Annotated in this window: 19 protein-coding genes; 4 read left to right on the top strand and 15 right to left on the bottom strand. The window is 69.0% G+C overall.

Translation table 11 applies throughout. The annotated features are described in order from the left end of the window. The first annotated feature begins 2 nt into the window (after positions 1-2). A complete protein-coding gene (locus ACFVHY_RS10220) occupies positions 3-1,601 on the top strand; it encodes a precorrin-2 C(20)-methyltransferase (protein WP_390271439.1) in 1,599 nt (532 codons plus the stop codon). Here ACFVHY_RS10220 and ACFVHY_RS10215 read toward each other — a convergent pair. The 4 genes from ACFVHY_RS10215 to ACFVHY_RS10200 are packed head-to-tail and all read right to left on the bottom strand — an operon-like array spanning position 1,554 to position 5,189. After that, positions 1,554-2,318 carry a cobalt-precorrin-6A reductase gene (locus ACFVHY_RS10215; RefSeq protein ID WP_390271437.1) on the bottom strand — a complete coding sequence of 255 codons (765 nt, stop codon included), beginning with the start codon at positions 2,316-2,318 and terminating at the stop codon, positions 1,554-1,556. The two genes, ACFVHY_RS10220 and ACFVHY_RS10215, sit on opposite strands and share 48 nt — an antisense overlap. Next, the gene (cobM, locus tag ACFVHY_RS10210; protein WP_390271436.1) at positions 2,315-3,091 is read right to left on the bottom strand and encodes a precorrin-4 C(11)-methyltransferase; all 777 of its coding nucleotides are present in this window, start codon (positions 3,089-3,091) and stop codon (positions 2,315-2,317) included. Before cobM ends, ACFVHY_RS10215 begins: the two co-directional genes overlap by 4 nt. Further along, on the bottom strand, positions 3,088-4,398 hold the full coding sequence (gene cbiE, locus ACFVHY_RS10205) for a precorrin-6y C5,15-methyltransferase (decarboxylating) subunit CbiE (protein WP_390271434.1): 1,311 nt from the start codon (positions 4,396-4,398) through the stop codon (positions 3,088-3,090). Before cbiE ends, cobM begins: the two co-directional genes overlap by 4 nt. Further along, complete coding sequence (locus ACFVHY_RS10200; protein ID WP_390271432.1) at positions 4,395-5,189, bottom strand: SDR family NAD(P)-dependent oxidoreductase; 795 nt, start codon at positions 5,187-5,189, stop codon at positions 4,395-4,397. Before ACFVHY_RS10200 ends, cbiE begins: the two co-directional genes overlap by 4 nt. A gap of 63 nt (positions 5,190-5,252) precedes the next feature. Here ACFVHY_RS10200 and ACFVHY_RS10195 point away from each other — a divergent pair, with 63 nt between their 5' ends. Both ACFVHY_RS10195 and ACFVHY_RS10190 read left to right on the top strand, forming a co-directional pair. Next, a complete protein-coding gene (locus ACFVHY_RS10195; RefSeq protein WP_247449173.1) occupies positions 5,253-5,654 on the top strand; it encodes a PPOX class F420-dependent oxidoreductase in 402 nt (133 codons plus the stop codon). A gap of 328 nt (positions 5,655-5,982) precedes the next feature. Continuing rightward, the gene (locus ACFVHY_RS10190; RefSeq protein WP_390271429.1) at positions 5,983-7,833 is read left to right on the top strand and encodes a DUF222 domain-containing protein; all 1,851 of its coding nucleotides are present in this window, start codon (positions 5,983-5,985) and stop codon (positions 7,831-7,833) included. A gap of 107 nt (positions 7,834-7,940) precedes the next feature. Here ACFVHY_RS10190 and ACFVHY_RS10185 read toward each other — a convergent pair whose 3' ends face one another. Further along, positions 7,941-9,107, bottom strand: a complete 1,167-nt coding sequence (locus tag ACFVHY_RS10185) for a M24 family metallopeptidase (RefSeq protein ID WP_390271428.1) — start codon at positions 9,105-9,107, stop codon at positions 7,941-7,943. 54 nt (positions 9,108-9,161) lie between these two features. Between ACFVHY_RS10185 and ACFVHY_RS10180 the strand changes: the two genes are divergently transcribed. Next, the gene (locus tag ACFVHY_RS10180; RefSeq protein WP_259935891.1) at positions 9,162-10,118 is read left to right on the top strand and encodes a 5'-3' exonuclease; all 957 of its coding nucleotides are present in this window, start codon (positions 9,162-9,164) and stop codon (positions 10,116-10,118) included. A gap of 116 nt (positions 10,119-10,234) precedes the next feature. Here ACFVHY_RS10180 and ACFVHY_RS10175 read toward each other — a convergent pair whose 3' ends face one another. The 10 genes from ACFVHY_RS10175 to ACFVHY_RS10130 form a co-directional block, all read right to left on the bottom strand. After that, entirely contained in the window at positions 10,235-11,155 is a 921-nt protein-coding gene (locus ACFVHY_RS10175; protein WP_390271426.1) for a DUF4333 domain-containing protein, read from the bottom strand. A 211-nt stretch (positions 11,156-11,366) separates the two neighbouring features. Next, positions 11,367-14,171, bottom strand: coding sequence for a DEAD/DEAH box helicase (locus ACFVHY_RS10170; protein ID WP_390271424.1), 2,805 nt, complete (start codon positions 14,169-14,171; stop codon positions 11,367-11,369). After that, positions 14,168-15,085, bottom strand: coding sequence for a twin-arginine translocase subunit TatC (tatC, locus tag ACFVHY_RS10165; RefSeq protein WP_390271524.1), 918 nt, complete (start codon positions 15,083-15,085; stop codon positions 14,168-14,170). The genes ACFVHY_RS10170 and tatC overlap by 4 nt, the downstream gene beginning before the upstream one ends. A 93-nt stretch (positions 15,086-15,178) precedes the next feature. Continuing rightward, the gene (gene tatA / locus ACFVHY_RS10160) at positions 15,179-15,451 is read right to left on the bottom strand and encodes a Sec-independent protein translocase subunit TatA (protein ID WP_280361527.1); all 273 of its coding nucleotides are present in this window, start codon (positions 15,449-15,451) and stop codon (positions 15,179-15,181) included. An 83-nt stretch (positions 15,452-15,534) separates the two neighbouring features. Beyond that, positions 15,535-16,506 carry a helix-turn-helix transcriptional regulator gene (locus tag ACFVHY_RS10155; RefSeq protein WP_390271422.1) on the bottom strand — a complete coding sequence of 324 codons (972 nt, stop codon included), beginning with the start codon at positions 16,504-16,506 and terminating at the stop codon, positions 15,535-15,537. Continuing rightward, positions 16,506-17,498, bottom strand: coding sequence for a helix-turn-helix transcriptional regulator (locus ACFVHY_RS10150; RefSeq protein WP_390271420.1), 993 nt, complete (start codon positions 17,496-17,498; stop codon positions 16,506-16,508). Before ACFVHY_RS10150 ends, ACFVHY_RS10155 begins: the two co-directional genes overlap by 1 nt. 69 nt (positions 17,499-17,567) lie before the next feature. Continuing rightward, positions 17,568-18,926, bottom strand: a complete 1,359-nt coding sequence (gene pafA / locus ACFVHY_RS10145; protein ID WP_004019052.1) for a Pup--protein ligase — start codon at positions 18,924-18,926, stop codon at positions 17,568-17,570. 75 nt (positions 18,927-19,001) lie between these two features. Beyond that, positions 19,002-19,793: a proteasome subunit alpha gene (gene prcA / locus ACFVHY_RS10140; protein ID WP_390271418.1), complete on the bottom strand. Its 792-nt coding sequence runs from the start codon at positions 19,791-19,793 to the stop codon at positions 19,002-19,004. After that, a complete protein-coding gene (prcB, locus tag ACFVHY_RS10135; RefSeq protein WP_159370773.1) occupies positions 19,790-20,671 on the bottom strand; it encodes a proteasome subunit beta in 882 nt (293 codons plus the stop codon). The genes prcA and prcB overlap by 4 nt, the downstream gene beginning before the upstream one ends. Beyond that, entirely contained in the window at positions 20,668-20,859 is a 192-nt protein-coding gene (locus tag ACFVHY_RS10130; protein ID WP_004019064.1) for a ubiquitin-like protein Pup, read from the bottom strand. Before ACFVHY_RS10130 ends, prcB begins: the two co-directional genes overlap by 4 nt. Positions 20,860-21,022 lie beyond the last annotated feature (163 nt).

Here is a 21,022-nt window from a genome sequence, read left to right as displayed (position 1 = left end):
CCATGAACTCTGACAGCACCGCAGCGGCCGGACGGGAGTCAGGTCCGGGCACACTCTACGGAATCGGACTCGGCCCGGGTGACAGCGAGCTGATGACCGTCAAGGCCGCCCGCCTGATCAGCACCGCGGACGTGATCGCGTATCACTCTGCGCGACACGGCAACAGCATCGCGCGATCGGTGGCCGCACCCTACCTGCGTGACGGCCAGACCGAGGAACGTCTCATGTACCCGGTCACCACCGAGACGACCGACCACCCCGGCGGGTATCAGGGCGCGCTCGACGACTTCTACGCCGAGAGTGCCGAACGTCTTGCGGTGCACCTGCGCGCGGGCCGCGATGTCGTCCTGCTCGCCGAGGGCGATCCGCTTTTCTACAGCTCCTACATGCACATGCACAAGCGCCTGGCACCGCACTTCGACGCCGAGATCGTGCCCGGCGTCACCTCGGTGAGCGCGGCGTCCGCGGCGACCGGGGTCCCGCTCGTCGAGGGCGAGGAGACGCTGACCGTCGTGCCCGGGACCGCGTCGACCTCGGAGTTGCTCTTCCGCTTCCGGTCCGCGGACGCGATCGTGGTCATGAAACTCGGTCGGACCTTCGAGCGGGTGCGCGACGCCCTCCGCGAAGCCGGGCGTCTCGACGAGGCCTTCTACGTCGAACGCGCCTCGACGACCGTCGAGCGGGTGCTGCCGGCCGCCGACGTGAATCCGGCAGAGGTGCCGTACTTCTCGATCCTCGTCGTCCCCGGACGCCGCAACAACCCGATGTTCGAACCGGAGCCCGTGCCCGGTGAACTCGTCGTCGTGGGCCTCGGACCGGGTCACGACAGCTGGACCACCCCGGAGGTCCGCGCCGAGCTGGCCACCGCCACCGACCTCGTCGGTTACACCACCTATCTCAAGCGCGTCACCCCGCGGCCGGGGCAGCGAGTACACGCCAGCGACAACCGGGTCGAGGCCGAGCGGGCCGAGTTCGCGCTCGACCTCGCTCGACGCGGCGCTCGCGTCGCCGTCGTCTCGTCCGGTGATCCCGGCGTGTTCGCGATGGCTGCGGCGGTTGCCGAGGTCGCCGCACAGCCCCGATGGCACGAAGTGCCCGTCCGCGTCGTACCCGGCGTCACGGCGGCGACCGCAGTCGCCGCTGCCGTGGGAGCGCCCCTCGGGCATGACTTCGCGATCATCTCGCTCTCCGACCGGTTGAAGCCGTGGTCGGTCATCGAACGGCGCATCCGAGCCGCACTCGGCGCCGACCTGGTGATCGCCATCTACAACCCGGGCTCGGCGAGCCGCGCCTGGCAGGTAGGCGCCCTCAAACACACTCTCTCGCAGACGGTGTCGCCCGATCGCGTCGTCGTCCTCGGACGGGACGTCGGTGGTCCGGAGCAGCAACTCACCACCACCACGGTCGCGGACTTCGATCCCGCGGTCGTCGACATGCGCACGATGATCATCATCGGGTCGTCGGCCACAAGGGTCGTGTCGCGCGCAGCCGGAACGTTGGTGTTCACGCCACGCAGTCACCGCCCGGTGGACGCTGATCACACCACCGATCACTCAGCTGAACAGGTCCTCGAGCCAGTTCCGCGCGGCACCGACATCTGAGACGACCGGCGTGTCGGGTTCGGCGGGCCGGTCGACCATGATGACCTCGATCCCGAGTTCGGCCGCGGCCGCCAGCTTGGCCGAGGTCAGCGATCCCCCGCTGTTCTTCGTGACCAGGAGATCGATCCGATTGTCGCGCAGCAGTTCCCGCTCCGACTCGTGGTCATAGGGCCCACGCGAGCGCAGCACCTCGTGATGCGGTGGGAGCGCTCCGGTCGGGGCGTCGACGACCCGGATCAGGAACCACGCCGAATAGATCCCCGCGAAGACTCCGACGTCCTGGCGCCCGGTGGTCAGGAAGACGCGTCCGCCGCGGGCGGCCACTTCACGAGCGGCAGCAGGCAGGTCGGGCACGCGTGTCCACGTGTCGGTGTCGCCGGGCACCCACGGGTCCCGGCGCAGGCGCAACAGCGGGACACCCGCATCGGCGGTGGCTCGCGCCGCGTTGCGGGTGATGGTCGCGGCGAAAGGATGAGTCGCGTCGACCACTGCCTGAATGCGGTTGTTCGGCAGCCAGTCCCGGAGCCCGTCGGATCCGCCGAACCCGCCGATGCGCACCGGCCCGACCGGTAGACGGGGGTGTTTCACCCGGCCGGCGAGGGAACTGATGAACGCGATGTCGGTGTCGGCGAGGGTCGAGGCGAGGGCTCGCGCCTCCCCGGTCCCGCCGAGGATCAGGACGTGTGGGACAGGATCCGGCGGGCTCTGGTCGGTCACGACGTCGAGTGGCGATCAGCGCGGAGTTTGGTCATCCGCGCATGCGAGTACAGATAGCTGTCGGTGACGTCCGACGGGCGCGGACCGAGCACGTGACCGACGAAGATGACGGCGGTTCTCCGGATGTCGGCGGCGTCGAGGGCCTCGGGCAATCGGTTCAGCGGACACCGCACAATCTGCTCGTTCTCCCGACTGGCGAAAGCGACTGTGGCGGTGGGGCAGTCATCGCCGTAGTGCGGGGTGAGCGCCGCCACGATCTCCTCGGCCCGATGGGCTGCGAGATGCAGCGCGAGTGTCACCCCCGTCTGAGCCAAGGTCGCGAGGTCCTCCCCCGGCGGCATGTCCGTCGACAGGGTGGAGACCCTGGTGATCAGGAGGCTCTGGCCGACACCGGGGATGGTGAGTTCGGTGTCGAGTGCCGCCGCGGCAGCCGCGAACGCCGGGACACCGGGCACGATCTCATGATCGATTCCGCGCGCGGTCAGCTCACGCTGTTGCTCGGACATCGCCGAGTACACGGAAAGGTCGCCCGAGTGCAGGCGGGCCACGTCGTGCCCCTTGCCGACGGCCGCCGCGATGACATCGATGATGTCCGACAACGGCATCCGGGCGGTGTCGACCAGTTCGGCACCGTCGGGACACAGGTCGAGCAGTTCCGGGGGCACCAGTGACCCGGCATAGACACAGGTCTGACACTCCCCCAACAGCCGCGCTCCGCGCACCGTGATGAGATCGGGCGAACCCGGGCCGGCCCCGATGAAGTAGACGGTCAACGCAGCGCCTCCGTCGAAGCCGCGGCGGCAGCGTGGGGCGCCGTCTTCGCGACGGCCCACTGCACGATCGGCAGAGCCGGGCGCCAGGTGTGCATCGTACCGAGCGGTGCCACGGTTTCGACCGACAGGCGTCGTAGCGCACCGCCGTGTCGGGCGTGCCAACGCGTGACGAGCGTCTGGTTCTCCACGGTCACCGCGTTCACGACGAGCCGCCCCGAGTCCGACAGCCTGGCCCAGACGAGCTCGAGGATCGCCTCGTCCAGTCCGCCACCGATGAAGACGGCATCCGGTTGCGGCGCCTCGGGCAGGTCGTCGGGAGCCGGTCCCCGCACCGACAGCCGATGCGCCACCCCGTGCCGGGTAGCGTTGCGTCGCAACCGATCAGCGCGATCGGGATCGCGCTCGAACGCGACGGCCACTCCCCGGTCGTCCGCGCGCAACCACTCGATGGTCACACTGCCCGACCCGGCTCCGATGTCCCAGAGGACCTGCGTGCCGGCCGGTTCCAACGCGCACACGGAGAGGGCACGGATCGTCGACTTGGTGATCTGGCCGTCGTGTTCATAGGTGTCGTCCGGCCGGCCCGGGAGCCGGGACCGGCGAGGTCCGACGCAGTCGACGCCGACGATGTTGAGCGGGTCCCCGGCCCGGCGGCGCCAGGTCTCGGCGGTATCGGTGGCGATCTGTTCGGCCGGCCCGCCGAGCTGCTCGAGGACGGTCATCGTCGACGCACCGAAACCCGCGTCGACCAGAATGCCGGCGAGTGCGGCGGGTGTGGTCTCGTCGCGGCTCAAGACCAGTACGCGAGCCCCGTCGGTGACCTCGCCGAGCACGACGCCCGGCTCGGCGCGCACCGCACTGACGATCCGGGTCGTGGCGAGGTCCCAGCCCAGACGCGCACAGGCGAGGCTCGCGCTCGACACGGCCGGATACACCCGTACCCGGTCGGTACCGACGCGCGCGATGATGCTCGCACCGACGCCGTGGAACATCGGGTCGCCGCTCGCCAGGATGTGGATCGTGTCCGCGTCGGCGGCGTCCGCGGCCCCCGCCTCGACGAGCTCGGCCAAGTGCTCCGACATGGGTGAGCGCCAGGGACGCAGCTGTGCGCCGAGCTCGGGTGCGGCGCCGTCGAGGAGCGCCAATTGCCGCGCAGCGCCGTAGATCACGCGAGCGCGGCGAAGTTCGTCGCGCACGGTCTCACCGAGGCCGGGCCATCCGTCGGCGCCGATCCCGACCACCACGAACTCCGACGGGACGAACTCGGAGGGGACAGACGACTTGGCTTCGGTGTCCGGAGACGTCATCGGGGCAGCCTCCGCCACACCGCTCGTGGCAGTAGACGCATCCCGAAGAACAACGGACGCAACGTCCCCGGGATCCAGACCTCTCCGCGGCCCTTGCGATAGGCATGAGCCACCGCGTCGGCGACCTGCTCGGCATCCCGCGACAGCGGGGCCGGCTTCACCCCGGACGCCATCAGGTCGCGGGTCATCGCGCCGATCACAAAGCCCGGGCGGGCCAACAGCAGGCGAGCGCCGGTGCCGTGCAACGCATCCGCGAGTCCGCTCGCGAATCCGTCGAGACCCGCCTTGGTCGACCCGTAGACGTAGTTGGCGCGGCGCACCCGGACACCGGCGACCGAGGAGAAGACGATGATGGTTCCGGAGCCCTGCGTCCGCAACACCGAAGCGAGCGGGGTGAGCACGCTGATGTGGGCGTAGTAGTCGGTGTGGGCAATTTGAAGTGCATGCGCCACATCGGTTTCGGCGCGAGCCTGGTCGCCGAGGATGCCGAACGCGATGATCGCGATCCCGATCGGCCCGTGTCGTTCGGTCAGCGACGCGACGAGCGTTGGGTGGCTGTCGGTGTCGTTCGCATCGAAGGCGACGGTGTGTACCTCGGTTGCACCGGCATCGAGCAGTCGTGCGGACTCGGCCGCGAGGTCGTCGGGACGGCGGGCCGCCAGGACGACGGTCCGCCCGGATGCGAGGCGCGCCGCGGTGGCGACGCCGATCTCGCTGCGGCCGCCGAACAGCACGAGGGCACCGGCCGGGTCGGTGTCCGGACGCGCTGATGCCCCTCTGCGTGACGCCATGGCTGCCAGTATCGCATCGGCCCCGCGGCCGACCGTGTGCGGCGTCGCGGCTAGTTTGGTGTCATGCCTCGTACCGCCGCCGATCTCGGGCCCGACGCGCTCGCCTTCCTCGTCGAACGCCACCTCGGGACCCTCACCACGCTGCGCGCCGACGGCACCCCCCACGCCGTGGCCGTCGGGTTCACCTGGGATCCCGATGCCGGCCTGGCGCGGGTCATCACCTCGGACGGCAATCAGAAGGTCCGCAACACCGAGCGCGGCGGCTACGCTGCCGTCACCAACGTCGACGGCCCGCGATGGCTGACCCTGGAGGGTCCCGCGACGGTGCGTCGTGAGCCCGAGCGCGTGCGCGAGGCCGAGCAGCGCTACGCGCAGCGATACCGGGAGCCCAGGCCGAACCCGCGCCGCGTCGTGATCGAGATCAGCGTGAGCCGGGTACTGGGTTCGGCCTCGCTGTTCAGTTAGTGCCGCGCGTCTGAAGTCGGATGCAGCTCGACGCGGGCACCGGCGCCGTCAGCGGGTTCGGTCCGGTTCATTGCATAGTCATCAGTACCGGCCGCTACTTCTCGACCGGTGTCGCGCTCCGCACGCTGATGTGACCGGCGATCTGCGACATCGAGGACAACGGGCCTCGGCGAAGGGGCCGTCTGGCACCGGCGCCCCTCTACCAGAAGGCACCGACAAGTTGTCGTCGACGAATACCGTTGCGCAGGAGACTTTTTGAGCTTGTCGTGTGGCCGCGTTGGTGTACACTCGAACGTACATTCGCAGCTACGGTTCTCGGGGGGTGGCCATGTCTGACGAGTCCGCGACGCCGCAGCCGCGTGCCGTCGAGTTGATTGCCGACCTCCACCGCATCGTGGACGAGTTGCAGACGGTCGACCTGGGGCCGTGTACCGATGCCGAACTCGCTGACGTGGCAGCCGACACCGAGAAAGCGATCGCACGGTTGACTGTTGCCGGTGATCGGCAGATCGATCAGGTCGAGGCGCGCGACCTGCCCCGCAAGGCCGGGTGCCGAACACTCATGCAGTTCATGACCCATCGGCTACGGGTCTCGAACCCGATGCGACGCCGTAAGCAGATGGACGCCACCGCCACCCGCACCAGCCTCGGCGGCGACATCCTGGAACCCGAACACCCCACCCTGGCCGAAGCGTTCGCCGCCGGAGCGGTCGGCTCCGCACACGTACAGGCCGCCCTCGACGTCCTCGACCAGATCCCCCACGGAATCGACCACGACGTGAAAGTCGCCGCCGAACGGCAGATGGCCGAGATCGCCACCGACCACACACCCGCCGACATCACCCAACTCGGAGCCCGGCTGCTCGCCCACCTCGACCCCGACGGCACCCTGACCGACGACACCGACCAGAAACGACGCCGCAACCTGTGGATCGGCAGGCAACGCGCTGATGGCACCGCCAAGATCTCCGGCACCCTCACTGCCGAACTCGCCGCCCGGCTGACGATGATGTTCGCGGTCTGGGGCAAACCCGGACTCAACAACCCCGACGACCCCGCCTCGCCCAGCGGGCCGGCCGGCGCCGCCGACCCCGACGCCCTGACCACCGCCGCCGACCGCGACAGCCGCACTCCCGCGCAGATCAACCACGACGCCCTCGACGCCGCACTCGCCGCAGGTTTCGCCGACGGAACACTCGGCACCTCGCACCGCGGACTGCCCGTGCAACTGATCATCAAAGCCGACCTCGATGACCTCATCCGCGAAGCCGGACTCGCCACCACCGCCACCGGCACCCTGCTGCCCATCCCCGACCTCATCGCCATGGCCGGCGACATCCAGCCGTGGTTGGCGATCTTCAAAAACCACACCGCCGTCCCGCTGCACTTCGGACGCGGGAAACGACTCGCCACCCGCGAACAACGACTCGTCTCCTTCGCCCGCCCCGACGGGGAAGTGTGCTCGGCTCCCGGGTGTGATCAACCCGCCACCCACGTCGACATGCATCACGCCCAGAAAGACTGGGCCAAGGGCGGTCTCACCGACATCGACGACCTCGCCCCCGCCTGCCCACGCCACAACCGCATGGTCGGCGACCAACCGGGGCAGTACACCACCCGCATCGAACGGTCCGGACCCGACGAAGGCCGCTGCCTCTGGCGATTGAACGCCGAACCCGGCGCACCACCCAACCCCGACCGACTCAACCGCCGACCCGACATACCCCGGCGGTTCGCAGAACATCTGAACACCGTGCGCAACGAGATCCACGGACCGACCACCCGAGGGTTTGGCAGGCTCGGTCGCCGGACCCTTCGTGACGCGCCCTCCGCAAGCTCCGGACGCTCCCCAGGGAGCAGAGGTGACGCGCCCTCCGCAAGCTCCGGACGCTCCTCAGGGAGCAGAGGTGACGCGCCCTCCGCAAGCTCCGGACGCTCCTCAGGGAGCGGAGGTGACGCGCCCTCCGCAAGCTCCGGACGCTCCTCAGGGAGCGGAGGTGACGCGCCCTCCGCAAGCTCCGGACGCTCCTCAGGGAGCAGGATGCCCGGCGATCAAGCGCGCCGCTCATGGTCGACAACCAGCCACGTCATCGACGTCAGACCACTACAGCCCGGCGCGCCCGAACCCCGCCCGTCCCTCGTCGAAGCGCACCTCATGGAGCTGCTCGCCGCCCTCTGACCGCGCCCCCCCCGAATTCAGACCCGCCAACCAGCGAACTTCAACTCGACCGATGGACCTCGATCGAAGTCCATCGGTCCAAATGAGGTTCACCGGTCGACTTTCGCCTACAACCGGACCAATTCGTGCGGGCGGTTGTTCAGCGACTCGCAGCCGTCATCGGTCACGACGACGATGTCCTCGATGCGGGCACCCCAGTGACCGGGCACGTACAACCCCGGCTCGACGCTGAACGCCATGCCCGAGCGCAACGGGATGTCGTTGCCACCGACGATGTAGGGCTCCTCGTGCACCGACAGCCCGATCCCGTGGCCCGTCCGGTGGATGAACCGATCGGCCAGGCCGCGCTCCGCGAGCAGATCACGCGCCGCGGCGTCGATCGAGGACGCGCTCACCCCCGGTCGGACGGCGGCCACCGCCGCGCGTTGGGCCTCGAGCAGGGCGGCGTAGGCGTCGGCGATGTCGGCGGGCGGATCGTCGAAGCAGTAGGTGCGCGTGGAATCGGAGTTGTAGCCCGGCTCGACCGGGCCGCCGATGTCGATCACTACGATGTCGGACCGCTCGATGACCCGGTCGGAGAACTCGTGGTGGGGATCGGCTCCATTCGGTCCCGACCCGACGATGATGAAGGCCGCCTCGGTGTGTCCCTCCTCGAGGATCGCGGCGGCGATGTCGGCGGCCACCTCGCGTTCGGTGCGGCCGGGGATCAGCCAGTCCCCCATCCGCGCGTGCACCCGGTCGATCGCGGCACCCGCGCGGCGGAGCGCGTCGATCTCTGCGGCATCTTTGATCATTCGTAGTTCGCGGAGCACGTCGGTCGCCAATTGCGGTGTGGCGCCGGTGTGTCGGGCCAGCGGGATGACGTGGAGGGCGGGCATGGAGTCGGAGACCGCGATCCGCGGCTGCGACGGCAATCCGGCCAATGCGAGAGCGTGGGCGTCGTCGCCGTCGACCCAGTCGGCCACCTCGATGTCGAGATCACCGACCGCGGAGGACGACAGCGACGGGACCTCGAGCCGCGCGATCACCAGCCGGGGATCACCGGTCGCGGGGATCACCAGCGCCGTGAGCCGTTCGAAGGTCTCCGCCCGGGAACCGATGAGGTAACGCAGGTCCGGCCCGGGGGCGACGACCAGCGCGTCCAACTCCGCGGCGCGGGTGAGTTCGGCGGCGCGGCGGACCCGGTCGCGATAGACCTGCGCCTCGAAGAGCGGCCCGGCTCCGGTCCCCTCGCCCGCCGTCGCGACCCGTGCTGCCCCACTCCCAGATGCCATGCGACGAACACTACCGCCGACTCATGACAGAGTGTGGGGGTGACGGATTCGTTGATGCTGCTCGACGGCGCCAGCCTGTGGTTCCGATCGTTCTTCGCGCTGCCGGAGAAGATGACCAGCCCGGATGGGCGACCGGTCAACGCCGTACGCGGTTTCGTCGACACGATCGCCAATCTCGTGGTGCGCGAACGCCCCACACGCTTGGTGGTGTGCCTCGATCTCGACTGGCGCCCCGAGTTCCGCACCGACCTGATCCCCACCTACAAGGCCCATCGCGTCGCAGTCCCCGACGGTGGGACCGACGTAGAGGGCCGGGACATCGACGTCGAAGAGGTACCCGACACGCTCACCCCTCAGGTCGACATGATCATGGCCGTTCTCGCGGCAGCGGGCATCGCCACCTCGGGCGCCGTCGGTTGTGAGGCCGACGACGTGATCGGCACACTCGCCTACGACGAGGCGAACGATCCGGTGATCGTGGTCAGCGGTGACCGGGACCTGCTGCAGGTGGTCGCCGACGATCCCGTCCCGGTGCGCGTCCTGTACGTCGGCCGCGGTCTGGCGAAGGCCGAGATGATGGGCCCGGTGGAGGTCGCCGAGAAATACGGCGTGCCGGTCGAGCGCGCGGGTATCGGCTACGCGGAGATGTCGATGTTGCGCGGAGATCCCTCGGACGGTCTGCCGGGCGTCGCCGGTATCGGCGAGAAGACCGCGGCGAAACTGATCACCGAGTACGGCAGCCTCGACGCCCTTGAGGCGGCTGCCGCCGATCCGTCGTCATCGGTTCCGACGCGGAGCCGCAAGGCACTGCTCGCCTCGGTCGAGTACCTGCAGGCGGCGCGGACCGTCGTCTCCGTGCGCACCGACGCCGAGACGATCGACAGCGGTTCGGACATCCTCCCGGCTGAGCCTGCCGACCCCGCGGCCCTCGCGGAGCTCGTCGAGGAACTGGGTATCGGAGCGTCGGTGGGGAGGCTGGCCAAGGCTCTCGGCTGGCCCCAGGCCGGCTGAGGCCGGATGTCGCAGCCGGCTGAGGCCGCATGTCGCAGCCGGCTGAGGCCGCATGTCGCAGCCGGCTGAGGCCGGATGTCACAGTCGGTTGAGGCTGGAGCTCACAGCCGGTCGAGTCAGCTGGGGCGCGAGACCTCGTAGCGGCCGTCGTCGTCGATGAACGTGACGGTGACCTGCTGCTGCTGCCCGCCGACGGTGACCGAGCACGTGAACGATGCTCCGGTCTCCACCCGCTGCCCCGACGGGCACTGGACGTCGGAGACCTCGCTGGCCTGGTAGTCCTCGGTGAGGATCTTCTGCACGCCGTCCTGCGCCGCCTGCTGATCGAGGTTCTTCGGCGCCCACCCGGGTTTCCAGAACGCCGTGAGCAATACGATCGCGGCGATGAGGACCAGCGCGCCGGCGCCGACGAACATCAGTGTCCGGGCTGTCTTGTTCGACTTCCCGGTCGCCATCCCGCTGAACTGGTCGCCGCCCCCGTACTGGTTCTGGCCGTACTGGTTCTGGCCGTAGGGCTGCTGACCGTAGGGGTTCTGGGCGTTCGGTGCCCCAGCTGCCTGCGGGTTCTGGCCGTACGGCTGTTGGCCGTACTGGCCCTGCCCGGGCGCCCCGTACTGACCGGCACCGGCGCCGTACTGTCCCGGAGCGCCGTACTGGTCGGCCCCGTACGGAGAACCCGGCTGTCCGTACTGCTGAGCACCCGGTTGACCGTACTGTCCGGGATTGCCCACCTGAGTCGGCTGGGACTGCAACGGGGCCGACTGGGGCGGCTGGCCCGTCGGCCCACCCGGCTGCTGGTACGGGTTGTGCTGGTAGGGATTCTGCTGGTACGGATTCTGTTGCGGCTGACCATAACCCGGGTTCTGTTGCCCGGCGTTGGAGGAGCCCGGGTTGGGAGCCATGGTGGTCGGGTCGGCCTGCGGGGCGCCCGTCGGAGTGGCGCCGGGGAGGTTCACGATCTCAGTCTTGCCGTCGGGACCGGACTGATCACCGGAGGGATTCGGCTGGGACGGGTTGGGGTTGTACGGGTCGGTCATGAGTCCCTCCCACTCGGCCGTTCACCCGGACGGGTGCCGGCGAACTGTGACGTCGCGGCAGTATCGGGGCAGAACACGCCGACACCGAATGCGGGATGAACGTTACCTCAGCGGCCTGGGACTATCAGCGAACATCGCGCGTGGCCCGGCGTCGCGTCGTCCGGTGAACCGACACCGGCGCACACTCGTCGGCGGAGGTCGACGGCGCGGTTCAGCCGAGCTCGGCGGCGACCACGCCGCGGCGGATGGCCTTGACCGCTGCTCGCGCCGTCCCACCGAGGCGCGTGTCGGAGCCCACCCCGAGTCGGATCTGTTCGAGCAGGTCCACGACCTGCCGGTTCCATCGCACGAAATCGCCCGGAGAGAGCAGCTGTCCGCGTTCGCCCGCCAGCAACAGGGCCTCGCCGAGCGAACGACCCGACGCCCACGTGGCCACGGCGACCGAGAAACCGGTGTCGGGTTCGCGTGTCGGACTGACCCGATGACGCTGCTCGACCGCGGTGACCCGCGACCAGATCTCGACGGTCGCGGCCATCGCCGCACGCATCGAGCTGCTGCCGGGCAGGGCGTCGACCCCGCTGTAACTGTCGCGCCGGCTCTCGTAGACGAGTGCGGCGACGACCGCGGCGAGGTCGGCGGGTGACAACTCGTCCCAGACCCCGGCACGGATGCACTCGGTCACGACCAGGTCGCTCTCGCTGTAGATACGGCCGAGCAGCTTGCCCGAATCGGTCACCATCATCGTGTGCCCGGTGGACTCGGTCGACTCGGCGACGCGTTCGAGATATCCCAGCTCGCTGAGGACGCCGACGATGTGATCGAAGGTGACCCCGAGGGTGGACGTCCGCTCCCCGATGCTGCGCTCGGCGTTGACGATGTCGCGCACCAGCCGGTTGCGGCGTTCGGCGAGCCGGAACAGCTCGTCACCGTTGGACAGCTGATGTGCCGGATGCGCGCGCAGGGTTCGCCGAAGGTGCGCGAGTTCGGTGTCGTCGGCGGCGTCGGCGCGCTTCTTCTGACGTCCGCGCGGCATCTCGATGCCGGTCGATCGCAACGCCGACGCCAGGTCTCGGCGGCCGCGCCCGGTGCGTCGGTCGGCGTTCTTCGGCATCCGCATGTTGCCCAGCACCTCGGGCGGGTTGACGAAGTCGCGGGTACCGATGCGTCCGCACCAGGCGTCCTCGGTCAGTACGAGCGGCTTCGGATCCTGCGCTTGCGTGGCCGGTTCGATGATGACCGCCAGACCGCGGTGCCGGCCGACGGGTACGCCGATGACATGACCGCGTTTGAGTGCGGCCAGGTCGGCGGTGATGGCGTCGTGTGTATTGACCCGCTTGCGGTACTTGAGGTCTCGTTCGCGGCGGCGGATGTCCTCGCGCAAAGTGATGTAACCGAGGAAGCCCGCGTACGGATCGTCGTCCGAATCCGATTCGGCGCCAACGGGTTCCAGCCCCCGAGCCTGCGCGGCGCGGGCCAGCTCGCCGTCGAGCTTGCGCAGCGCCCGTTGCGCCTCGTCCAGCTTTCGCGCCTGACCGACGACCGATCGATCGGCCTGGAACTGGGCGAACGACCGATGGAGCAGCTCACGCGCGCCGTCCAGGCCCAATCGGCCGAGCAGGTTGACCGCCATGTTGTATTCCGGAGAGAACGAACTCCGCAGCGGGAACGTCCGCGCGCCGGCGAGGCCGGCGACCTCCTCCGGAACCACCTCGGGTGTCCACACCACGACGGCGTGACCCTCGACGTCGATCCCGCGACGGCCGGCGCGACCGGTCAGCTGCGTGAACTCGCCGGGCGTCAGGTCGACGTGCGATTCGCCGTTGTACTTCACGAGACGCTCGAGAACCACCGAGCGGGCGGGCATGTTGATGCCGAGCGCGAGCGTCTCGGTGGCGAACACCATCCGGACCAGGCCGCGCACGAACAGTTCCTCGACCGTGTGCCGGAAGGTCGGGAGCATGCCCGCGTGGTGCGAGGCGAGTCCGCGGCGCAGCCCCTCGCGCCATTCGTGCACCCCGAGCACGTCGAGGTCGGCCGACGCCAGTTCGGTGAGGTGGCGGTCGACGATCGCGTCGACCTCGCCGATCTCGGCGGGTGTGAGGAGCGAGATCCCGGATCGCAGACACTGCGCCAGGGCGGCGTCGCAACCGACACGGGAGAAGATGAACCCGATCGCCGGGAGCAACCCCTCGCGGTCGAGTCGCGAGACGAGGTTCGGCCGGGAGAGCGCGGGTCCCCGTCCGTCGCGCCGACGGGGCGCGCCGCCACGTCCTCGGCCGCGCGACGACTCCCGCTCGTCGTCGGCCATCAGGAGCCGGTGCCGGATCTGGCGCTTGAGCTCCGGATTGACGCGCGGACGCGTGCCGGCCTTGCGGGCCGGACCGGTGTCGGCCGGATCGAAGAGGTCGAACAGTCGCTGCCCGACGAGCATGTGCTGGGACAGCGGCACCGGACGGTGTTCGTCGACGATCACCGAGGTGTCACCGCGGACCGTCTGGATCCAGTCGCCGAACTCCTCGGCGTTACTCACCGTCGCCGACAGACTGACGACCCGCACCGACGGTTCGAGGTGCAGGATCACCTCTTCCCACACCGCCCCGCGGAACCGGTCCGCCAGGAAGTGGACCTCGTCCATGACGACGTGGGACAGACCGTCCAGGGCCCGTGATTCGGCGTAGATCATGTTGCGCACGACCTCGGTCGTCATGACGACGACCGGGGCATCGGGATTGATCGAACTGTCGCCGGTCAGCAGCCCGACCGACTCGTGCCCATGGACGGCAACGAGATCGTTGTACTTCTGGTTGCTGAGCGCCTTGATCGGCGTGGTGTAGAAGCACTTCGAGCCACCGGCCAGGGCCAGATGGACGGCGAACTCGCCGACGATGGTCTTGCCCGCGCCGGTCGGTGCGCACACCAGCACGCCATGGCCGCCCTCGAGCGCCTCGCACGCACGGCGCTGGAAGTCGTCGAGTCGGAAAGCGAGTCTCGACGTGAACGAGTCGAGTTGGGTCACAGGACGTCGTCGAAGGTCTCGCGTGCCCGCGTCGACGTACGGGTGGCGTTGGCGACCGCGTTCGCCGGCGCCGGGATCGGCGATGCCGGGGCGATCGGTTTCGTCGGCGGCAGTGGGCTGGCCTCGTCATCGGAGAGGCCCGCCCATGCGGACGCCTTCTTCGCCTTGCGTCGGTCGAAGATCCGCGCGAACTGGATCGCGAACTCGAGCAGCACGGTGAGCGCGAGGGCCAGTGCGAGCATCGTGAACGGATCCTGGCCCGGTGTCACGATGGCCGCGAAGACGAACACGGCGAAGATCAGCCCGCGGCGCCAGCTCTTCAGCCGGGCGTAGGTCAGGACCCCGACGACGTTGAGCGCGATGATCAGGAGCGGGAGTTCGAAGCTCACGCCGAAGATCACCAGCACGTTGAGCATGAAACCGAAGTACTGGTCGCCGGCGAGTGCCGTGACCTGGACCTCGTTGCCGACCGTCAGCAGGAAGTCGAAGGCCTTGGCGACGACCAGATACGCGAGCACCGCACCGCTGACGAACAGGGTCGTCGCCATCGTGACGAACATGATGCCGTAGCGACGTTCGTGGGCGTGGAGACCCGGAGTGATGAACTGCCATATCTGGTAGATCCACACCGGGCACGCCATCACAACGCCCGCGGTCAGCGCCACCTTCAAGCGGAGCATGAACTGGTCGAACGGACCGGTCGCGAGGAGGCGACAGGATTCGTCAGGCGTCAGGGTGGCACGTGACGAAGCCGGCAGATCGCAATACGGACCGCGCAGCATGTCGCCGAGCGACGGGATGCCCAGGAAGCCGTGGCTGTACCAGACGAACCCGATGATGGTGGTGGCGATGATGGCCAGCAGCGAGATGACCATGCGAGTGCGCAACTCGTACAGGTGCTCGACCAACGACATGGTGCCGTCGGGATTGAGTTTTCGCTTGCGTTGCCGCGGGTCGAGGCGTCGGGGAATCGGGAGAGTGCGCACTGGCGATGCTCCGACGCGCCCCTAAGCCGATTTCTTGGCGTCGGCGTCGCGCTGCGTGGCCGGCTGGGTCGAGTCACCCGCGGGCAGCTCGCGTCGTGCCGGATCGGTCGCTGCCGCGTCGGCGGTGGCCGGCGCGTCCTTGTCGTCGTCCTTCTGCATCTCCTTGACCTCGCTCTTGAAGATGCGCAGCGACTGTCCCAGACCACGGGCGGCGTCCGGCAGCTTCTTCGAGCCGAACAGGATCAGCAGCACGATGGCGACGATCGCCCAGTGCCACCATGACGTGAAGCCCATGAGATCACCCTTCAGTTCGGAGCAGACAGTGCCCAATGCTACCCGACACACGCCGGGCCGGAAGGGCCCAGCCGTGATCGGTCTCAGCGATAACGCCCGCGGGCGGCCTCCGCGGTGTCGGCGACCGCGGCGACGATCGCCGGGTCGTCGACGACCCGCACGGCGCCGGCGAATCCGAGCAGGAACCGGGTGAGCCACTCGGGCGAGCCGTAGACCAACCGGGCGCGGATGGGGAGACCGGGATCGGGCCGGTTCTCGACGGTCTCGAGGGGTTCGAGCGGGTAGTAGTCGAGAATCCACAGGTGATCGGCGTCGATCTCGATCTCGACGGCCGGGAGGTCGGGGTCCTCGGCGACGAGCACCGACTGATTCGACGCCGCCGCCTCGGCCGGCGGACGGCTCGGCTCGTCGAGGGCGGTCGCGGTGTCGACACGGTCGAACCGGAACAACCGCACGCCTTCGGCCATCCGGCACCAGGCCTCGAGATAGGTGTGCTGGTCCATGACCTGCAGGCGGATGGGGTCGACCACGCGGTCGGTGACGCTGTCGCGCCCGGCCGAGTAGTAGCGCAGCCGCAATGCCCGCGCTTCCTTGGTGGCCTCCCGGATCGTCGTGTACGTGGGGTTCTCCCCCGACGGGCCGGCGGGTGTGTCGGACGCGCCCGCGACCGCCGGCACCGTCGCACCCACCGCCTGCTCGATCTTGGCGATCGCCCGCCTGGCCGCCGCGACGTCGATGACGCCCGGGGTCTCGACCAGCGCCCGCAGTGCGACGAGGAGCGTGCTCGCCTCCACGGTCGTCAGCCGCAGTGGCCGGTCCATGCCCGCGGTGAACCCGACCGTCACGTACCCCTCGCTGAACTCGAGCTCGATCAGGTCGTCGGGGTAATAGCCCGGCAGTCCGCAGACGAAGAGCAGCTCGAGGTCCTTCGTGAGCTGCGCTTGCGTGACCCCGAGTTCGTCGGCGGCCTGAGCAACCGAGATGCCCCGGCGCGCCTGGAAGTACGGGACCATCGCCAGCAGCCGGTTGAGTCTCGACGGTGCTGCCGCGGCCATCAGACGCTCACCCCCATCAGACGGTCGAGGCTCGCGATGACGAGCTCGCGCAGCTCGGGTGGATCGAGGACGACCGCATCGCGGCCCACACCCAGCACCATCCGTGCCACCGCGGTCAGCGAGTGGATGTCGAGGGTCACGATGTCGCCGGGGTCGCCGTCGAAGTGGGCGGCTTCAGTCGTCGTCGCGGCCCTGCGGAGGCCGAATGCCCGGTCGGCCGCGACCCAGATCCGCGCGGTCCGTCCGTCCGAACCGGCCGCGGAATCGACCGCCGAGGAGACGATCTGCTGGAGATCGGTGCCGGCCGGGACCACGACCGCGTCGGCGGCACCGACCGCGGCGACCGCCGTGATCCGCGACAGCCGGAACGTCCGGGTGGCGTCGCGGTCACGATCGTGCCCGACGACATACCAGCGGCCCCGATGCGACACGACCCCCCACGGTTCGACGCGTCGGGTGGTCGGCGCGGCCGCGGCAGACGATCGATGCCGGAACTCGACCGCGCGGCGGTCCTGGACCGCGGCCAGCAGGCCGGCGATGACCTCTTCGGAGCCGAGCGATCGCGATGACCCGCCCGAGGTGATCCCCAGATCGTCCTCGGAGCGGACATCGAGCCCGGCGGCCCGGAGCTTGAGGATCGCCGTCTGCGACAGCGTCGAGACCTCGGGGGTGTCCCACAGCGCGGCGGCCATGGCGATCGCCGCGGCCTCGTCGGACTCCAGCGAGATCTCCGGCAACTCGTAGGAGTCGCGGTCGATGCGGTATCCCTCGGCGCCGGCCGCCATCGGCGACCGGCCCGTCACGAGCGGGATCCCGAGATCTCGTAGCTCGTTCTTGTCCCGCTCGAACATCCGGTTGAACGCCTCGTCGGACTGCCCGTCGTCCGAATAACCCGCGACGTTGCGGCGGATGTAGTCGGCGGTGACGTACTGCCGCGTCCACAGCAGGCAGATCACGAGGTTGAGCAGACGCTCGACTTTGGGGGTTGCCACCGAGTCAGGTTAGAACGTGGCCGTTCACCGCGTGCGGAGGCACGCTGGGTTCGCCGCTGAACCCGGCGCTCACATCGAGGCGATGAGGCGATCGACGCGCTCGTCGACACTGCGGAACGGGTCCTTGCACAGGACGGTCCGCTGGGCCTGGTCGTTGAGCTTGAGGTGAACCCAGTCGACGGTGAAGTCACGCCCGGCTTTCTGCGCGGCCGAGATGAAGTCGCCACGGAGCTTGGCACGCGTGGTCTGCGGCGGCTCGTTGACCGCGGTCTTGATGGCCTCGTCGGTGGTGGCCCGGGCGACCAGCCCCTTGCGCATCAGGACGTCGAACACGCCGCGGCCGCGTTTGATGTCGTGGAACGCCAGGTCGAGCTGCGCGATCTTCGGATCCGAGAGCTCCATCGAATACCGGTCCTGGTAGCGCTGGAACAGCTTGCGCTTGATGACCCAGTCGACCTCGGTGTCGACCTTCGCGAAGTCGTCGCTCTCCACGGCGTCGAGCATCCGTCCCCACAGGTCCACGACCATGTCCATCTCGGGGTCGGGTCGGCGGTTGGTGAGGTGTTCGACAGCGCGGGCGTGGTACTCGCGCTGGATGTCGAGGGCGCTGGCCTGCCGACCGCCGGCAAGGCGAACCGGGCGCCGCCCCGTCGGGTCATGGCTGACCTCGCGGATCGCGCGGATCGGATTGTCGAGTGCGAAGTCCCGGAACGCGACACCGGCCTCGATCATCTCCAGGACGAGAGCCGCCGAACCGACCTTGAGGAGGGTGGTCATCTCCGACATGTTCGAGTCGCCGACGATGACGTGCAGCCTGCGGTACTTCTCGGCGTCGGCGTGCGGCTCATCACGTGTGTTGATGATCGGGCGCGACCGGGTGGTCGCCGAGGAGACGCCCTCCCAGATGTGCTCGGCGCGCTGGGACAAGCAGAAGGTCGCGGCCTTGGGGGTCTGCAGAACCTTGCCCGCACCACAGATCAGCTGGCGCGTCACGAGGAACGGCAACAGGACGTCGGAGATGCGGGAGAACTCCCCCGCCCGCACGACGAGATAGTTCTCGTGGCATCCATAGGAGTTGCCGGCCGAGTCGGTGTTGTTCTTGAACAGATAGATGTCGCCGCCGATGCCCTCGTCGGCCAGGCGTTGTTCGGCATCGACGAGCAGGTCCTCGAGAACCAGTTCGCCCGCGCGGTCGTGGTTGATCAGCTGGATGAGGCTGTCGCACTCCGCCGTGGCGTATTCGGGATGCGATCCGACGTCGAGATAGAGGCGAGCGCCGTTCTGCAGGAAGACGTTCGAGGACCGGCCCCACGACACGACCCGTCGGAAGAGGTAACGCGCGACCTCGTCCGGACTCAGGCGGCGGTGGCCGTGGAAGGTGCACGTGACACCGAACTCGGTCTCGATGCCCATGATTCGTCGCTGCACTTGACCAACCCTACTCGCGCGGACCGCGGCGGACCGGTCGACACGCACCGGCCGCCGCGCGCCGCGGCGTTCTCGTCACTGTTCGGAGGATGGCGTCTCACCAGGGGCTTCGTCCGCCTCGGACGATGTATCCGAGGACTGGGCCGCCGCAGCCTGCGGGAGGAGCCCTTCGACCGTGGACGTCGTGAGGCGCCGGAACGCGCGCCGCGGACGGTTGTGGTCGAGGACGGCGACCTCGAGATCGCCCGCGGCGAGCACCCGGCGGTCGGTCGGGGTCCCGCCACCGTTGTCGGCCGGCGCCGTCAAGGCGGTGACCGCGACGCCGATCGCCCGGCCGAGCTCCATGTCGGGCTCGTAGCTGTCCTTGAGCGCCGCCGCGATCGGCTCGGTCGCCCCGCCCATCACCAGGAAGCGGGTCTCGTCGGTGATCGACCCGTCGTAGGAGATCCGGTACAGCTGCGACCGTTTCGGCTTGCCCGGACGGGCGACCTCGGCGACGCAGAGCTCGACCTCAAACGGCTTCGCCTGCTCGGTGAAGACGCTGCCCAGTGCGTTGGCGTAGGTGTTGGCCAGCGACAGCCCGGACACGTCGGCACGGTCGTAGCTGTAGCCGCGCATGTCCGCGATCTGGATGCCGGCCTTACGCAGGCTCTCGAACTCGTTGTACTTGCCCACCGCCGCGAAACCGATCCGGTCGTAGATCTCGCTGGTCTTGCGGAGCGTGTTGGACGGGTTCTCCGCGACGAACAGCACACCGTCGGCGAACGTGAGGATCACGACGCTGCGTCCCCGGGCGATGCCCTTGCGGGCGAGCTCCGAGCGATCGCGCATGATCTGCTCGGCGCTGGCGTAGTACGGGAAGGTCATCGGGCACCCCCCTCGTGCTCGGCGCTGCGGCGTTCGACGACGGCACGTGCCGCCGCCTCGATGTCGGTCGCGTCCACCTCCCGGGCCCCGTCGGCGCCGACGATGGCGGCCATCGGGAAGATCTTGCGGACCAGATCGGGCCCGCCGGTCGCCGAGTCGTCGTCGGCGGCGTCGTACAGCGATTCGACGGCGATCGCGAGCGCCTCGTCGGCGGTCAGATCGGGTCGGTAGAGCTTTTTGAGCGAGGACTTGGCGAACACCGACCCCGAGCCGATGGCGGTGTAGCCACCGAATTCCTCGTGTCGGTCACCCGCGACGTCGAAGCTGAAGATGCGTCCGCGTTCGTTCGGATCGTCGTGGTCGATGTCGTAGCCGACGAGCAGCGGAATGGCAGCCAGACCCTGCAGGGCCGCGCCGAGATTGCCCCGCACCATCGAGGCCAGCCGGCTGACCTTGCCGTCCAGCGTCAGCGGGACGCCTTCGATCTTCTCGTAGTGCTCGAGTTCGACGGTGAACAGCCGGACCATCTCGATCGCGATCCCGGCGGTGCCGGCGATCCCGGCCGCCGAGTACTCGTCGGTGATGTAGACCTTCTTGACGTCGCGCGTGGCGATGAGGTTGCCCATGGTGGCCCGGCGGTCCCCGGCGAGGACGACCCCACCCGGGTACGACACGGCCACGATCGTCGTGCCGTGCGGGATGTCACCGGCGCCGTCGGCGCCGCCGGCGAACGACCCCACCCGGTCGACCTGGGCCTGCGGGAGTTGTTCCGGCGCATGCGTCCGGAGGAATTCGGTGAACGACGAGATGTCGGCGCCGGCGAACGCGCCGGGGCGGAACTGGGACAGCGGGGGCAGTGAACCGAACCTGTCGCTCACTGGCCGCCCTTCTGGACGTAGGCGCGCACGAAGTCCTCGGCGTTCTCCTCCAGCACGTCGTCGATCTCGTCGAGCAGGTCGTCGGTGTCCTCGGCCAGCTTCTCGCGACGTTCCTGTCCGGCGCCGGAATCGGGGCCCACGCCCTCGTCGTCGCCGCCGCCACCACGCTTGGTCTGTTCCTGCGCCATCTGCTGCCTCCTTGAAACCGATCGCCCCTTGGCGGGCTACCGCGGTCGAGGGAGTCGGGATCGGGTGTCGCTGTCGCGGCGGTGATCCGGTGTCTCGACCCTGCGGAATCGTGTGCTCCCACACTACCTGTGGGGACGACAACTGTGGCGGAACGAAGCACAT

This window comes from Gordonia sp. NPDC127522, assembly GCF_042672305.1.
In the GTDB taxonomy this organism is placed as follows: Bacteria; Actinomycetota; Actinomycetes; order Mycobacteriales; family Mycobacteriaceae; genus Gordonia; species Gordonia hongkongensis.
The sequence above is the reverse complement of the archived record's forward strand: the minus strand, read 5'-3'. Positions and strand labels throughout refer to the sequence as shown.